The 15,425-nt window shown below is 67.7% G+C and carries 11 protein-coding genes; 5 read left to right on the forward strand and 6 right to left on the reverse strand.

Annotation, left to right across the window (positions count from 1 at the left end):
- Positions 1-58: 58 nt before the first annotated feature.
- On the reverse strand, positions 59-1,348 hold the full coding sequence (locus LZ605_RS20430) for an ATP-binding protein (RefSeq protein ID WP_249843110.1): 1,290 nt from the start codon (positions 1,346-1,348) through the stop codon (positions 59-61).
- Positions 1,345-2,082, reverse strand: a complete 738-nt coding sequence (locus LZ605_RS20435) for a response regulator transcription factor (RefSeq protein ID WP_249843111.1) — start codon at positions 2,080-2,082, stop codon at positions 1,345-1,347. Before LZ605_RS20435 ends, LZ605_RS20430 begins: the two co-directional genes overlap by 4 nt.
- A gap of 180 nt (positions 2,083-2,262) precedes the next feature.
- Here LZ605_RS20435 and LZ605_RS20440 point away from each other — a divergent pair, with 180 nt between their 5' ends.
- Positions 2,263-3,549 (forward strand): O-acetylhomoserine aminocarboxypropyltransferase/cysteine synthase family protein, encoded by a 1,287-nt coding sequence (locus LZ605_RS20440; RefSeq protein ID WP_249843112.1) that lies wholly within the window; start codon positions 2,263-2,265, stop codon positions 3,547-3,549.
- A gap of 514 nt (positions 3,550-4,063) precedes the next feature.
- Here LZ605_RS20440 and ybaL read toward each other — a convergent pair.
- Both ybaL and LZ605_RS20450 read right to left on the reverse strand, forming a co-directional pair.
- The gene (gene ybaL, locus LZ605_RS20445; protein ID WP_249843113.1) at positions 4,064-5,761 is read right to left on the reverse strand and encodes a YbaL family putative K(+) efflux transporter; all 1,698 of its coding nucleotides are present in this window, start codon (positions 5,759-5,761) and stop codon (positions 4,064-4,066) included.
- A gap of 167 nt (positions 5,762-5,928) precedes the next feature.
- Positions 5,929-8,316 carry a TonB-dependent receptor plug domain-containing protein gene (locus LZ605_RS20450; RefSeq protein WP_249843114.1) on the reverse strand — a complete coding sequence of 796 codons (2,388 nt, stop codon included), beginning with the start codon at positions 8,314-8,316 and terminating at the stop codon, positions 5,929-5,931.
- 337 nt (positions 8,317-8,653) lie between these two features.
- On the opposite strand from LZ605_RS20450, the gene LZ605_RS20455 reads away from it, so the two are divergent.
- A complete protein-coding gene (locus LZ605_RS20455) occupies positions 8,654-10,519 on the forward strand; it encodes an ABC-F family ATP-binding cassette domain-containing protein (protein ID WP_249843115.1) in 1,866 nt (621 codons plus the stop codon).
- Between the two features lie 30 nt (positions 10,520-10,549).
- Here LZ605_RS20455 and ampR read toward each other — a convergent pair whose 3' ends face one another.
- Complete coding sequence (gene ampR / locus LZ605_RS20460) at positions 10,550-11,416, reverse strand: LysR family transcriptional regulator AmpR (RefSeq protein WP_249843116.1); 867 nt, start codon at positions 11,414-11,416, stop codon at positions 10,550-10,552.
- Between the two features lie 174 nt (positions 11,417-11,590).
- Between ampR and blaL2 the strand changes: the two genes are divergently transcribed.
- The 3 genes from blaL2 (at position 11,591) to LZ605_RS20475 (ending at position 14,497) form a co-directional block, all read left to right on the forward strand.
- On the forward strand, positions 11,591-12,502 hold the full coding sequence (gene blaL2, locus LZ605_RS20465; protein WP_249843117.1) for a L2 family extended-spectrum class A beta-lactamase: 912 nt from the start codon (positions 11,591-11,593) through the stop codon (positions 12,500-12,502).
- Between the two features lie 85 nt (positions 12,503-12,587).
- Entirely contained in the window at positions 12,588-13,802 is a 1,215-nt protein-coding gene (locus LZ605_RS20470; protein WP_249843118.1) for a cation:proton antiporter, read from the forward strand.
- A 53-nt stretch (positions 13,803-13,855) separates the two neighbouring features.
- Entirely contained in the window at positions 13,856-14,497 is a 642-nt protein-coding gene (locus LZ605_RS20475) for a hypothetical protein (RefSeq protein WP_249843119.1), read from the forward strand.
- Between the two features lie 133 nt (positions 14,498-14,630).
- Here the strand turns inward: LZ605_RS20475 and LZ605_RS20480 are convergent, their stop codons facing one another.
- On the reverse strand, positions 14,631-15,374 hold the full coding sequence (locus LZ605_RS20480; protein WP_249843120.1) for a DUF3011 domain-containing protein: 744 nt from the start codon (positions 15,372-15,374) through the stop codon (positions 14,631-14,633).
- Positions 15,375-15,425: the final 51 nt, after the last annotated feature.

Genomic DNA, 15,425 nt, shown 5'->3' on the forward strand with positions numbered 1-15,425 from the left:
CCGATCCGTCCGCAGTTGTGCGGGAGTTGTAAGCAACTGTAATCGCGCCCGTGGGCGTTCAGCTGGCAGCCAGCGGCCAGTGCATTTCCAGGCGCGCGCCGCCCAGCGTTGCGCGGCCGATGCGCAGCTCGCCGCCATGGCGCTGGGCGATACGGCTGACGATGGCCAGGCCCAGCCCGAAGCCACCGGTATCGCGGCTGCGGCTGTTGTCCAGGCGGGTGAACGGGCGCATCACCTTCTCGCGATCCGCTTCGGCAATGCCGGGGCCGTCGTCGTCCACGCGCAGGCAGGCGCGTCCGCCCACCCCCACCAGCGACACCTCCACCTGCGAGCGCGCATGGCGCAGGGCATTGCCGACCAGATTGCTCAGAGCCAGCTGCAGCAGGCGTGGCTCGGCCTCCACCCGCGGCAGTGCACTGGGCTGCACGCGCAGCACCAGGCCGGCACGTTCGGCATCACGGCGCGCATCGGCCAGGCAGGCCTGCAGCCAGTCGTCGGCTTCAATCCGCTGCATCGGCTCGCCCTCGCTGGGATGCTCCAGCCGTTCGTAGGCCAGCAGTTCGCTGACCAGCCGGTTGAGTTCGGCCAGGTCGCCGTGCAGGCCCTGTGCCAGTCGTTCACGGCGTTCGCGATCGTCACTGTCCTGCATCAGGTCCAGGCCGAAGGCCACGCGCGCGATGGGTGTGCGCAGTTCGTGCGAAATGGCATGGGTGAGGTCGCGCTGGCGCTGCACCAGTTCGGCCACGCGTGCGGCCATGCGGTTGGAGTGGTCGACAATGACCCGGATCTGCGAACGCGGCGAGACCTGCGCGCGTGCCTGCAGATCACCAGCGCCGATGCGGTCGGCATGCAGGCGCAACGCTTCGAGATCGCGCCACAGCAGGCGCACCCAGGCATACAGGCAGGCACCGACCAGCAGCAGGATGCTGAGATAGGCCGCGATGGTCATGTACGTCGTCATCTGCACCGCGCCGGGCAGGCGCAGGTGCAGCCAGCGGCCGCCGATGCCGTCGATGGGCAGCAGCACCTGCTGGTACTGATCGCGCACGATGAAGCCATCGGCCTTCACGGCCGCCTGTTCCTGCGCGTCGAGTGCGGGAGGTTTGTCGAGCAGGGACAGGGCGATGCCGTAGTAGGGCTGCCACTGCTGGAGGCGCTCACGCTGCTGCTCGGCATCCAGGCCGGCCAGGCCACTGCGCAGGGCGTACACCTGACCACGCACCTGCTCGACGAAAACGCGATCCTGCACCGGCGTGTAGAGGCCGTCCAGAAGGTGGTTGAGGAAGAATACCGACACCAGGAAGCAGGCTCCGGTCACGAACCAAAGCCACAGGAACAGCCGCTTCATTCCGACCAGGCCGCGGGATTGAACTGGTAGCCACGGCCCCACACGGTCTTGATCCGACGTGGTTCGCGTGCGTCGTCGCCGAGCTTGCGGCGCAGCTTGCCGATGCAGACGTCGACGCTGCGGTCCAGGCCATCGAAGCCGATGCCGCGCACCGCCTGCAGGATCTGGTCGCGTGACAGGATCTGGCCGGGCTGGCTGGCCAGCAGCCACAGGATCTCGAATTCGGTGGTGCCCAGCTCGACCGGTTGGCCATGCAGCTGTACTTCGCGCTGCATGCGGTCGATCAGCAGTTGCCCATGCATCAGCCGGCACGGCGTGCCGGTGTTGCTGCTGCCGTGGCGGCGGCGCAGCAGGGCGCGCAGGCGGGCCAGCAGCAGGCGCGGCTCGATCGGCTTGTGCACGTAGTCATCGGCGCCCGATTCCAGGCCCAGCACCTGCTCGATATCGTCCTCGCAGGCGGTCAGCATCAGGATCGGCACATCGGAGAAGCTGCGGATCTGCCTGCACACGTCGATGCCACCCAGGCCGGGCAGCATCAGGTCCAGCACCACCAGCTCCGGCGCCTGCTGGCGGCAGGCCGCGCCGGCCAGGTCGCCACGGGCCACGTGCTGCACCGCAAAGCCATGTTCGCCCAGGTAGTCGCTGACCAGCTCGGCCAGGCGGCGGTCGTCTTCGACAAGCAGCACCGGGGTGGGCGAGCTGTGGTTGGGGGTGGTCCAGGGCAATGGCTGCATGAGTAGGGCTTCCGTGCCCGGGCAGGAGCGCCCGGCGGCGCAGCCTAGCAACGGCCCATGACGGCTGCCTGTATCGCGGCCAACCTGATAACCGGCGGTACGTACGTCATCGCCAGTGGCTCTCAGTGCCAGACCGTGGCTGGCCTATGGTGGCGGTTTCCCCGGATGGAGCCTGGTGCAATGAGCGACCCGCAGTGGCAACTGGAAACCCTGGCCGTGCACGGCGGCTACCGTCCCGACCCGACCACCCGCGCGGTGGCGGTGCCGATCTACCAGACCGTGGCGTATGCGTTCGATGACACCCAGCACGGCGCCGACCTGTTCGACCTGAAGGTGCCGGGCAACATCTACACGCGCATCATGAACCCCACTACCGACGTGCTGGAGCAGCGTCTGGCTGCGCTGGAAGGCGGCGTCGGCGCGTTGGCGCTGGCCTCTGGGCAGGCGGCGATCACCTACGCGATCCAGACCATCGCCGAAGCCGGTGACAACATCGTCGCCTCCAGTGCGTTGTATGGGGGCAGCCTCAACCTGCTGGCGCACACGTTGCCGCAGTACGGCATCCAGGCGCGCTTCGCTGATCCGTCCGATCCGTCCGCGTTCGCCGCGCTGATCGACGCGCGCACCAAGGCGGTGTTCGTCGAATCGATCGGCAACCCGCGCGGCAACGTCACCGACATCGCCGCGATCGCCGAGGTCGCCCATGCTGCGGGTGTGCCACTGATCGTCGACAACACCGTGGCCACGCCGTTCCTGCTGCGCCCGTTCGAGCACGGCGCCGACATCGTGGTGCATTCGTTGACCAAGTACCTGGGCGGCCACGGCAACAGCCTCGGCGGTGCGATCATCGACTCCGGCCGCTTCGACTGGACGGCACAGCCCCAGCGCTTCGCCCGCCTCAACCAGCCCGACCCCAGCTACCACGGCGTGGTCTACACCGAAGCCCTGGGCCCTGCCGCCTACATCGGCCGCGCGCGCGTGGTGCCACTGCGCAATACCGGTGCGGCGCTGTCGCCGTTCAATGCGTTCCTGATCCTGCAGGGCATCGAGACCCTGGCCCTGCGCATGGAGCGGATCAATGCCAATGCGCTGGCCGTCGCGCAGTACCTGCAGGCGCATGACAAGGTTGCCTGGGTGCGCTACGCGGGATTGGCCGACGATCCCGAGCATGCCGCCGCGCAGCGCTACCTCGGTGGTCACGGCTCGGGCGTACTGACCTTCGGCCTGCCCGGCGGCCGTGAAGCCGGCGCGCGCTTCCTCGATGCCCTGAAGCTGTTCACCCGCCTGGTCAACCTGGGTGATGCGAAGTCACTGGCCACCCATCCGGCGTCCACCACCCATCGCCAGCTGGACGCGGCCGAGCTGGCCAAGGCCGGCGTCAGCGAGGACACCGTGCGGCTGTCGATTGGCATCGAGCACATCGGTGACCTGCGTGCGGATCTGGAGCAGGCGCTGGCCGGCGCCTGATAGCCGCGCGCTTGGAGCATATCGCTACAGGCGATCACCACCGGCCACGCGATGCGCTACGGTGGAACTGCCTCTCCAAGGCGTGGCAACGTGGCGATCCAGATCCCCGGTCGATGCGGGTCGACCGGGGATTTTTTTGTTTCCGGGGTCAGATCCGTTCTCCTGTGGAGAACGGATCTGACCCCATGTGCCGACGGTCGGCATCAATCCTGGTAGATCCACGCCATGCGTGGATGGATCACCATCGGAATCGAACATTCCGACAGTTCATCAAACAGCATCCACGCATGGCGTGGATCTACTGCAGATCGCAGGAATCTGTCGAAGGCGGGGTGGGTCCGGTTGCGGGAGTGTCCGCGGCATGGATGCCGCGGCCAAGCCCCCAGGGACGGGTTTACGGCGTCTCCCGCTACCGGACCCGCCGCGCCATTCCACGGAATGCCAGCTTTTGCTTTTGCCGTTGCCGTTGCCGTTGTTTCGGCAGGGTGCAGGGCGCAGCCCTGCCGCACCACCCTCACACCACCGGGATGCTGTGCTGCCCCAGATTCCGGTACGGCGGTGTGGACATGATCATCTCCGCCAGCGAATAGGCCAGCTCGCGCTCGGCCATCACCGTGCCATCGGCACCATGCTCCAGCAGATGCTTCACTTCGGCATCGCTGTGCGCGCGCGCCAGCAGGGTCAGGTCCGGATTGATCGCGCGCAGCTTGGCCAGCGCCTCACCGGCCTCCAGCGGCTGCGGAATGGCCAGCACTGCAATCTTGGCGCGCTCCGGGTGGGCCTCGGCCAGCACCCGGTCGGCGGCGGCACTGCCGCGGATTGCCGCCAGGCCCCTGGCGTGCGCCTGTTCGACATGTTCCTTGTTGTCATCGATCACCAGCACCGGCACGCCGCGATCACGCAGCACCTGCGCCAGCTCGCTGCCGACCCGGCCGTAACCGATCACGATGGCATGGTCATGCAGGTCGCGCGAGGGGCCGGTCGCCTCTTCGGGCTCGGCGGCCTGGGGCGACTGCTCCTGCTTGGCCTGCCAACGGTCGAGCAGGCCGAACACCAGCGGATTGAGCATGATCGAGACCAGCGCGCCAGCGAGCACCAGCGATTGCCCTTCCTTCGGCAGGATCTGCAGCGCTACGCCAAGGCCGGCGATGATGAAGGCGAACTCACCGATCTGCGCCAGGCTGGCCGAGATGGTCAGCGCGGTGCTGGTCGGGTGGCCAAACGCACGCACGATGAAGAACGCGGCCGCCGACTTGCCGAACATGATGATCAGCACCGTGGCCAGCACCTGCCACGGGTGCTGGACGAGGATGTTGGGGTCGAACAGCATGCCGACCGAGACGAAGAACAGCACCGCGAACGCATCACGCAACGGCAGCGAATCGTGCGCGGCCTTGTGGCTCAGCTCCGATTCGTTGAGCAGCATGCCGGCGAAGAACGCGCCCAGTGCGAAGGACACACCGAACAGCATGGCCGAACCGAACGCCACGCCCAGCGCGATCGCCAGCACCGACAGGGTGAACAGTTCGCGCGAACCGGTACCGGCGATGCGCTCAAGGATCCACGGAATGACCCGGCGGCCGACCACCAGCATCACCGCCACGAACAGGCCCAGCTGCACAAAGGTCCAGCCGATGTCGGCCAGCACGCTGCCCAGCGAATGCGATTCCTTGGCCGCATCGGGGCCGAACACGCCGGCCAGCACCGGCATCATCACCAGTGCCAGTACGCAGGCCAGGTCTTCCACGATCAGCCAGCCGACTGCGATCTTGCCGCGCATGGTTTCCAGCAGGCGCCGTTCTTCCATCGCCCGCAGCAGCACCACGGTACTGGCGGTGGCCAGCGAGAAACCGAAGATCACGCCATGCAGGGCCGGCCAGCCCATCAGCCAGGCCACGCCCCAGCCAAGCAGGGTGGCCACGGCGATCTGGCCGATGGCACCGGGAATGGCGATGGCCTTGACCGCCATCAGGTCCTTCAGCGAGAAGTGCAGGCCAACACCGAACATCAGCAGCATCACGCCCAGTTCGGCCAGCTGGTTGGCCAGTGCCTGGTCGGCGACGAAGCCGGGGGTGAATGGGCCTACGCAGATGCCAGCAACCAGGTAACCGACCAGGGGAGACAAGCGGAGCTTGTTGGCCAGCGCGCCGAAGATGAAGGCGAGCCCCAGGCCAACGGCCACGATGTTGATCAGGTCGGTGTCATGGTGCATCGGCACTCGCAGGAAATCGGGGGTGTCCCGATTTTCACCGATGAGGCCAGATACGGCAAACCTTAAATGCGAATGGGGTCAGATCCCTTTTCCCGCAGGAAAAGGGATCTGACCCCACCAGGGAGTTGCCGGCCAGCGGCCGGCACTACCGAAGCGCCGGGCCCTGCTTACCAGGTGTACTTGATCCGCCCATACACATACGCGCCATTGAAGCCGAACGGCGAGTAGTTGCTGTACGGCAGCATGCCGAAGGTGGAGTTCTGCAGGTCCTCGGTGCGGTCCGGGTACTTGTCCAGCAGGTTGTCGGCGCCCACGGTCAGCGTCCAGTTGCTGCTCGGCTTGTAGCTGGCCGAGGCGTCCACCACCCAGGCGTCGCCGTAGGTCTGGTCGCGCAGCGCGGTAGCCGAATTGCGCACGGTGAACGTGCCGTAACGGGTAGCGGCCAGGCCCAGTTCCCAGTGGTCCGAACGCCAGGTGCCGCTCAGGATCGCCTTGTCGCGCGGGTAGCTGTCCTCGATGCGGCCGATCTCATCGCGGCCGATCAGCGACTGGGTCAGGCCCAGCGTGCCGAACACCGCCGGGGTGCCGCCGACGCGGCGCACTTCGGTGTCGTTGTAGCTGTAGGCCGCAGTCAGCTCCAGGCTGCTGGCCGTGAACGGCACGGTGTAGCTGGAGACGAAGTCCACGCCCCGCGTACGCGTATCCAGGCCGTTGGTGAAGTACGAGAACGCGGTCACCTGCGGCAGGCCCAGGGTGCCCAGCAGCGCGCTGGTGGCGGCATTGGTGGTGATGCTGGACGACAGCGCGATGCGGTCATCGATGTCGATCTGGTAGGCATCGACGGTGATGTACAGGCGGTCGACCGGCTGCAGCACCAGGCCCAGGCTGTAGGAGGTGGAGGTCTCGGCCTTCAGCGGCGAGGCACCCAGTGCCTGCGCAGCCTGGCTGGTGGTGGGGAAGGTACCGCGCTCGACGAATACGCCATTGAGGAACTGGCTGGTCACTGCCTGGTAGCCCTGCTGCGCCAGCGAGGGCGCGCGGAAACCACTGGAGGCGGTGGCCCGCAGCGCGACCTTGTCGGTGAACGCATAGCGCGCCGACAGCTTGCCGGAGAAGCGGTCGCCGAAGTCCGAGTAGTCCTCGTAGCGGCCGGTGATGCCGGCCGAGAACTTCTCGGTCAGGTCCGCTTCCAGGCCGGCGTAGACCGCGTAGTTGTGGCGGTCGGCATGCACCTCATTGGTGGGGGTGAAGCCGCCGAAGCCCTGCGCGCCACTGCCGGTATACGAGTTCAGTTCGCCCGGGTTCTGGTCCCACTTCTCCTTGCGGTACTCACCACCGAAGGACAGCGTGACCGGATAAGCCAGGCCCCAGTCCAGCGACTTGGTCAGGTCAGCATTGAAGATGTCCTGCTGGTACTTCAGCGTGCCGTCGTAGAACGAGCGCGGGCTGGTCGCGCCCAGGCTGTAGTTGATGCTGTTGCGGGTGTGGAAGTCCAGGGTGTTCTCGCCGTGGTTCAGGCTCAGGTCCCAGGTCCAGCCGCTGTCGGTATTGCCCTTGACCCCGGCCACCAGCGAGCGGTCCTTGGAATACTGGTTGATTTCCGGCACGTAGCCGTCCGGGTAGGTCTGCGCCAGCAGCGCGCTCTGCCCGCTATGGTTGCGCGAGCGGTAGAACGCGAACGAGGTGATGTCGCGGTTGCTCAGCAGCGCGCTGGCATAGCCGGTCACGTGGTCGCTGAAATCGAAGCTGGCATTGGCCGACGCCGCCGTGGCATCCACGCGCGGATCGCCGACGATGAAGGTTGTCTGGCCGATGCTGGGGAAATTGCCGGTGTTCGGCGTGGTGCCGCGGTACGGGCCGGCGCGGTTGCTCTCGTCCTGCTGGCTGATCTGGCCGGCCACGTGCACGCGGCCGCGGCCGTTGCCGAACTCGACGCCGGTATCGCCCGAGAGCTGGTACTTGTTGCCGTCGCCGGCCGAGTACTGGCCGTAGTCCACTGCCAGGCTGCCGCCGCTGCCGCTGCCCTTGAGCACGATGTTGATGACGCCGGCGATGGCGTCCGAGCCGTACTGCGCCGAGGCGCCGTCGCGCAGCACTTCCACCCGCTCGATGGCGGCGATCGGGATCGCGTTGATGTCCACCGCCGAGGAACCACGGCCGATGCTGCCGTTGACGTTGATCATCGCCGAAGTGTGGCGGCGCTTGCCGTTGACCAGCACCAGCACCTGGTCCGGCGACAGGCCGCGCAGCTGCGCCGGGCGCACGCCACTGGTGCCGTCGGTCAGGGCTGGGCGCGGGAAGTTCAGCGAGGGCAGGGCGCGCGACAGTGCGGTGGCCAGTTCGCTGGTACCGGTCGACTGCAGCACTTCGGGGGTGATGATGTCGATCGGCGACTGCGATTCGGCGACCGTGCGGTCGGCCACGCGGGTGCCGGTGACGATCACCGTATCCAGGGTATTGGCAGCGGTGCCGGCCTGCTGGGCAGCGGCAACGAACGAAGAGCCACCGAGTGCGACAGCGACGGCGGCGGCGATCAGGCTGGTCTTGCGGGTCATCGGGATGGGGCTCCGGTTGGCGGGGGTGGCACCGGAATCGACATCACGGGGGTGAGGCGGACGGCGGTTGTTGCGGTGCGCAATACAGGAATTAACGGGATATTCAGTGCCTGTCAAATGCCGGTCATCGGAAAAAACGTTGCAGCAGCAACCATTTAGCCGTGGCCGGCACTGACCTGGGGAGGGGGCCCGGGACGCGCGCGGTGAGGACGTGGGAGAGAGGAACGTCGGCCGCCGCGCATCCCGGGGCGCGTCAAGTATTCGTTAACGCTAGAATTGCGTCGCAGGAACAGTGCTCACCAGCACATTCCATCCGGTTATATGGACCCCACCCCCGATGATCTCCCTTCGTAATTTCGCCTTGCGCCGCGGCGAGCGGCTGCTGTTGTCCAATGTCGACCTGACCCTGCACGCCGGTTACCGGGTGGGTGTGGTCGGCCGCAACGGTGCTGGCAAGTCCAGCCTGTTCGCGGCGGTGAAGGGCGAACTGGAGGCCGACAAGGGTGACGTCGACCTGCCCGGCAAGGTCCGTATCGCCAGCGTCGCCCAGGAAACGCCGTCACTGCCGGACCCGGCGCTGAGCTTCGTGCTGGGCGGTGACATCGAGGTGGCCGCGGTGCTGGCCGCCGAGGCCGACGCGACCGCCCGCGAGGACTGGGAGGCGGTGGCCGAAGCTCATACCAAGATGGCCGAGCTCAATGCCTACGATGCCGAAGCGCGCGCCGGCAAGCTGCTGCACGGCCTCGGCTTCCCGGCCGAGACCCACCACCGCGCGGTGTCCTCGTTCTCCGGCGGCTGGCGCGTGCGCCTGAACCTGGCCCGCGCGCTGATGATGCCCAGCGACCTGCTGCTGCTGGACGAACCGACCAACCACCTCGACCTGGACGCGGTGTACTGGCTGGAACAGTGGCTGCTGAAGTATCCGGGTACGCTGCTGCTGATCTCGCATGACCGCGAGTTCCTCGACAACGTCGCCACCCACACCCTGCACCTGCACGGTGGTGGCGCCAAGCTCTACCCGGGTGGCTACACCGATTTCGAGCGCCAGCGCGCCGAACAGCTGCGCCAGCAGCAGATCGCGCACGAGAAGGAGCAGGCCGAGCGCGCCCACCTGCAGAGCTTCATCGACCGCTTCAAGGCGCAGGCCAGCAAGGCCGCGCAGGCGCAGAGCCGCATGAAGCGCCTGGCCAAGCTGGCCGGCACCGAAGCGGTGCGCGCCGAGCGCGAGTTCCGCATCGAGTTCGCGCCGCCGGCCAAGCTGCCGTTCTCGCTGATCCGCCTGAACCACGTCGAAGCTGGCTACGGCAAGGACGCGGTGATCCTGCACAACGTCGGCTTCGGCCTGGAAGCGGGCCAGCGCATCGGCCTGCTCGGCCCGAACGGCGCCGGTAAGACCACCCTGGTGAAGACCCTGGTGGGCGAGCTGGCGCCGATCGTCGGCGAGCGCATGGCGCACCCGGACCTGAAGATCGGCTACTTCGCCCAGCACACCGTGGAGTCGCTGCACGAAGGCCAGTCGCCGATGGAGCACTTCCGCGAGATCGCCCCGGACGCGCCGAACCAGTCGTTCCGCGATTTCCTCGGCAAGTGGAATTTCCCGGGTGACCGCGCATTCGAGCCGGTCGATGGATTCTCCGGTGGCGAGCGCGCTCGTCTGGCGCTGGCGCTGATCGCCTGGCAGCAGCCGAACGTGCTGCTGCTGGACGAGCCTACCAACCACCTTGACCTGGAAATGCGCGAAGCGCTGGCTGAAGCACTGGCCACCTTCGAGGGTGCGATCGTGATGGTCTCGCACGACCGCCACCTGATCGGCCTGGTCTGCGATACCTACTGGCGCGTGGCTGATGGCGTGGTCGAGCCGTTCGATGGCGACCTCGACGCCTACGCTGCATGGCTGCGTACCCGCCCGCAGGCGCAGGGTACCAAGGCGCGCATGGAGCAGGTGGAAGAGCCGGTGGTGGTCAAGACCGCGCCGGTGGCGCAGGTGGTGCAGAAAAAGCCGGTGAACCCGCACAAGCTGGCCGCCGCCGAAGCCAAGGTGGCCGAGCTGGAAGGCGCCCTGGCCGAGCTGGACCGCCAGTTGGCCGACCCGGCCAATTACGCCGATGCCACCCGCATGGCGGTGATCGGTCGTGACCGCGAAACTGCCGCTGCTCAGCTGGAAAAAGCCGAAGCGGTGTGGATGGAACTGCTGGAATCCTGACCGGTAGTGCCGGCCAGCGGCCGGCACTACCTACGCGCCCTGGGCCTGCAACCATTCGCGGAAGCGCTTGGCCGGCTCGCGCTCGGTGCGCGAGCGCAGCCGCGTCAACCAGTAGCGGCCCAGCTCCAACGTGGTGCCGAATGGCTGCAGCAGACGGCCTTCGGCCAGTTCCTGCTCGAACATGCGCAACGGCAGCAGCGCTACGCCGGCACCACCGGCGGCGGCCATTGCCACCGTCAACGAGGAATCAAATACCGGCCCGCGCGCTTCCACGCCGCTGACACCCGCCGCCTGCAACCAGCGTGGCCACTCGTCACTGCGGTAGGAGCGCAGCAACGGCAGCGCGCTCAGATCCCGTGGCTGCTTCAGCCGTCGCGCCAGTGCCGGTGCGCACAGCGGCGCGAACGGCGCGTCGAGGATCGCGGTGCAGGCCTGGCCCTGCCAGTCGCCATCGCCGAAGCGGATCGCCAGATCCAACCCTTCGCCGGCCAGATCGATGCGGTTGTTGTGGGTCTGCAGGCGCAGCTCGATGTCCGGGTGCGCGGCCTCGAATGCGGCCAGCCTCGGCAACAGCCAACCGGTGGCGAAGGTGCCGACCACGCCAAGGGTCAGCACCTCACGCGCCGGGCCGCCGGTGTAGCGCGCGATGCTGGCCGAGATGCGCTCGAACGATTCGTTGAGCACCGGATACAGCGCCGCGCCTTCATCGGTGAGGGCAACACCGCGCGGCAGGCGATGGAACAGGCGGATGCCGAGACGGTCCTCCAGGCCACGGATCTGATGGCTCAGTGCCGCCTGGCTGACGCACAGCTCCAGCGCGGCGCGGGTGAAATTCTGGTGGCGGGCGGCGGCCTCGAAGGCGCGCAGGGCGTTCAGCGGCAGGGTAGGGTGCAGCATGGCGCAGTCGTGAGCTGGAATGATGGCTGATCGTAACGCGACAACGGGCAATTCCGGAAAATTAAGGGGTTGGATGCGACAGGCATGAATTCAATTAATGTCTGGCGCTGATTTTTTGCGCTGGTCGTCCCGGGAGGGGGCGCCAATAATCGATCTGTCCCCAGGAGAACCCCTATGCTCGCCCGCCGCCGATTCCTGCAGTTCAGTGGTGCCGCCGTTGCTTCCTCGCTCGCCCTGCCGTTGCTGGCACGCGCGGCGGCCGCGACGACTACCGCCACCCCGGCCGATGCCGCCATCAGTGCCGCCACTGATTTCGCCGCGCTGGAAAAGGCCTGCGCCGGCCGTCTGGGGGTGACCCTGCTCGATACCGCCAGCGGCCGCCGCGTCGGCCATCGCCAGGATGAGCGCTTCCCGATGTGCAGCACCTTCAAGAGCATGCTGGCCGCCACCGTGCTCAGCCAGGCCGAGCGCGCCCCCGCGCTGCTCGACCGGCGCGTGCCAGTGCGCGAGGCCGACCTGCTCTCGCACGCACCGGTCACCCGGCGCCACGCCGGCAAGGACATGACCGTGCGCGATCTGTGCCGGGCCACGATCATCACCAGCGACAACACCGCCGCCAATCTGCTGTTCGGCGTGGTCGGCGGCCCGCCGGCGGTCACTGCGTTCCTGCGTGCCAGTGGCGATACGGTCAGCCGCAGCGATCGGCTGGAACCGGAAATGAACCGCTTCGCCGAAGGCGATCCGCGCGACACCACTACGCCGGCGGCGATGGCCGGTTCGCTGCAGCGTGTGGTGTTGGGGCAGGTGCTGCAACCGGCATCACGGCAACAGCTGGCCGACTGGCTGATCGACAATGAAACCGGCGATGCGTGCCTGCGCGCCGGCCTGGGCAAGCGCTGGCGGGTGGGTGACAAGACCGGCAGCAATGGCGAAGACGCGCGCAACGATATCGCCGTGCTGTGGCCGCGTGCCGGTGGTGCGCCCTGGGTGCTGACCGCGTATCTGCGCGCCGGTCAGATCAGCTACGAGCAGCAGGCCGCGGTACTGGCGCAGGTGGGGCGCATCGCCGATCGGCTGATCGGGTGAGGTAACCGGGAGCCATTCATCGGCGGCTTGCCGGATCGGTCATGGACGCGCATCCTGCGCGCGTTCCAACCCCACGGAAGACCCCATGAGCCATGAACTGATCTACCTGCTGCTGATCTTCGCGCTGCTTGTGATCCCACGCGCATTGCAGCGTTTCAGCCTGCCTGCCCCGTTGACCTGCCTGTTGTTCGGCATCATCGGCATGCTCTGGCTGGGTGATCAGGCCCATGATGCGGTGATCGGACTACTGGCTACGCTGGGCATTTCCTCGCTGTTCCTGTTCGCCGGCCTGGAAGTGGACCTGCAGGCGCTGCGCCGGGGCATGTGGCCGCTGCTGGCGCATCTGGTGATCCGCAGTGCAACGTTGTTCGGCGTGGGCTGGCTGGCCTGGCGCTACGCCGGATTGCCCTGGCAGGCCGCCGGCCTGCTGGCCCTGGCGCTGCTGACCCCCTCCACCGGTTTCATCATGGATTCGCTGTCGCGGCTGGGCTTGAGCGAGGACGAGCGGTTCTGGGTCACCAGCAAGGCCATCGCCGGCGAGCTGCTGGCGCTGGCGGCCTTGTTCGTCGTGCTGCAGGCCGGCGATCCGGGCCACATGGCGCTGTCCAGCCTGGCCCTGCTGGCGATGATGATCGGCCTGCCGCTGCTGTTCATCGCGTTGGGCCGCTGGGTGGCGCCGCACGCGCCCGGTTCGGAGTTCTCGCTGCTGGTGATGGTGGGCATGGTGGCGGCCTACATCACCTACCTGCTGGGCGTGTATTACCTGGTCGGTGCGTTCATCGCCGGGCTGGTCGCGCGCCTGCTGCACCAGCGCATGCCGCTGCTGGCCTCGCACGAGAACCTGCATGCGCTGCGCCTGTTCGCCTCGTTCTTCGTGCCGTTCTATTTCTTCAATGCCGGCACCAAGGTGCCCAGCGAAGCGCTCAGCTTCGAGGCGCTGGGGCTGGGCATCGTGATCACCCTGGTGGTGCTGCCGCTGCGCATCGGTGTGGTCTGGCTGCAGCGCCGGGTGATGTTCGGCGAAAGCTTCCGCAGCAGCCTGCGGGTGTCGCTGGCGCTGGCGCCAACGCTGATCTTCACCCTGGTGCTGGCGGCGATCATGCGTGAGCGCTTCCAGATCCCGGCGGTGCTGTTCGGCGCGCTGCTGCTGTATGCCGCGCTGACCACACTGCTGCCGTCGCTGGTGTTCCGTACCCCGTTCGATGTCGATCCGGTGGAACAGGAGCCGGCGGGCGAGGGCGGGAGTGCACCGGTAGCGGCCACCGAAGCATTGCCGGCAGCGCCGTCTGCCGACCGTTGATCGGGGCAGGCGCACGGTTTGCGCCCATCGGTCATGGCCGTTAGGGTTGGGGCATGAGACTCAATGTCGTTGCCTCCGCCGCCGTCCTCCTGCTCAGCCTTGCGGCCTGTTCGCAGCCTGCCGAGACGGTCACCCATGATCTGGCCACCGCGCCGGCCGATGCCTTCCTGGCGGCGATCGCCGCCCACTGCGGGCAGGCCTATGAAGGCAAGGTGGTGCAGGACACGCCCGCGCCGACCGGCAAGGATCCCTTCGCCGGCCAGCGCCTGGTCATGCACGTGCGCGGCTGCGCAGACCCGGCCCACGAGCTGCGCATCCCCTTCCATGTGGGCGATGACCACTCGCGGACCTGGGTGCTGACCCGCACCCCGGCCGGGCTGCGGCTGAAGCACGACCATCGCCATCAGGATGGCAGCGCCGACGCGATCACCCTGTATGGCGGCGACAGCACGCCACCGGGGACCGCCGGGCGCCAGCAGTTCCCGGCTGATGCCGATTCGGTGGCGATGTTCCGCAGGGCCGACATGCTGGCCTCGACCCACAACACCTGGGCGATGGAGATCGATCCGGACCAGACCTTCGTCTACGAGCTGACCCGTCCGGACGGCCGCCGTTTCCGTGTGCAGTTCGACCTGGCCAAGCCGGTCGACCTGCCGCCCCCGCCCTGGGGCGACGAGAAGACCCCCGCTCAATGAATTCACGCCGGGCGTGGGCGGGGCGTCTGTACGGGTAGCGCCGGGCCATGCCCGGCGGCCGTTGCTCAAACGCTGTGCTCGCCGGGCATGGCCCGGCGCTACCGATGGGAGGGGCGCACCCGCGCCCATTCCCTCAGCGCACGCCGAAGCGCGCGCGGCAACCGTTGCTCACCCACACCTGGCCGCGTGAATAGCCCCAGCTGCGGCCTTCCTGACAGGCGCTGCCGGACAGCTGCTGCTGCAGTACCGGGCGGCCCTGGCGCTCATCCCAGTCGCAGTTCTGCGTGCGGTTGTTGTTGCTGCTGCAGGTGATCGAGTAATTGCTGTTGCCACCGCCCCAGCCGCCACCGCCGCCGCCCCAGCCGCGGGCTTCGGTGAACTCGGCGCGGCAACCATTGCTGACCCAGACCGCGCCGTTGCGCACGCCCCAGGTGCGGCCCTCGTCGCAGGGGCTGCCGGACAGCTGGCGCACCAGGCGCGCATTGCGCCAGCCGACCGGGCAGCTGCGCTCGCGGTTGTTCTGGCTCTCGCAGCGGATCGTCTGGCCCGAACCGCCGTTGTTGCCGCCCCAGCCGCCGCCGTTGCCACCGCCCCAGCCGCCACGGGCCTCGACGAACTCCGCCCGGCAGCCATTGGTGACCCAGATGCTGCCGTTGCGGCTGCCCCAGGTGCGGCCTTCCTCGCAGGCCGAGCCGGACAGCTGGCGGACCAGCTGCGCATTGCGCCAGCCGGTGCTGCAGACCCGTTCGCGGTTGCTCTGGCTCTCGCAGCGGACCACGCCGTTCTGCGCGTTTGCGGCGGGCGCGGGCAGGGCGGCGCTGGCAAGGCAGCCCAGGCTGAGGGTCACGGCCAAGCTGGCCAGGGATGGCAGGTTCATGGCAAATCCCCATACGGTAGGTGGTGGGCGACTATAAGGACCAGGCGGATA

Source organism: Stenotrophomonas maltophilia (genome assembly GCF_023518235.1).
In the GTDB taxonomy this organism is placed as follows: domain Bacteria; phylum Pseudomonadota; class Gammaproteobacteria; order Xanthomonadales; family Xanthomonadaceae; genus Stenotrophomonas.

What these genes read in the sequence shown, in the direction of transcription:
- LZ605_RS20430 (WP_249843110.1), bottom strand. Translation starts at nt 1,348, where the DNA reads ATGAAGCGGCTGTTCCTGTGGCTTTGGTTCGTGACCGGAGCCTGCTTC.
- LZ605_RS20435 (WP_249843111.1), bottom strand. Translation starts at nt 2,082, where the DNA reads ATGCAGCCATTGCCCTGGACCACCCCCAACCACAGCTCGCCCACCCCG.
- LZ605_RS20440 (WP_249843112.1), top strand. Translation starts at nt 2,263, where the DNA reads ATGAGCGACCCGCAGTGGCAACTGGAAACCCTGGCCGTGCACGGCGGC.
- ybaL (WP_249843113.1), bottom strand. Translation starts at nt 5,761, where the DNA reads ATGCACCATGACACCGACCTGATCAACATCGTGGCCGTTGGCCTGGGG.
- LZ605_RS20450 (WP_249843114.1), bottom strand. Translation starts at nt 8,316, where the DNA reads ATGACCCGCAAGACCAGCCTGATCGCCGCCGCCGTCGCTGTCGCACTC.
- LZ605_RS20455 (WP_249843115.1), top strand. Translation starts at nt 8,654, where the DNA reads ATGATCTCCCTTCGTAATTTCGCCTTGCGCCGCGGCGAGCGGCTGCTG.
- ampR (WP_249843116.1), bottom strand. Translation starts at nt 11,416, where the DNA reads ATGCTGCACCCTACCCTGCCGCTGAACGCCCTGCGCGCCTTCGAGGCC.
- blaL2 (WP_249843117.1), top strand. Translation starts at nt 11,591, where the DNA reads ATGCTCGCCCGCCGCCGATTCCTGCAGTTCAGTGGTGCCGCCGTTGCT.
- LZ605_RS20470 (WP_249843118.1), top strand. Translation starts at nt 12,588, where the DNA reads ATGAGCCATGAACTGATCTACCTGCTGCTGATCTTCGCGCTGCTTGTG.
- LZ605_RS20475 (WP_249843119.1), top strand. Translation starts at nt 13,856, where the DNA reads ATGAGACTCAATGTCGTTGCCTCCGCCGCCGTCCTCCTGCTCAGCCTT.
- LZ605_RS20480 (WP_249843120.1), bottom strand. Translation starts at nt 15,374, where the DNA reads ATGAACCTGCCATCCCTGGCCAGCTTGGCCGTGACCCTCAGCCTGGGC.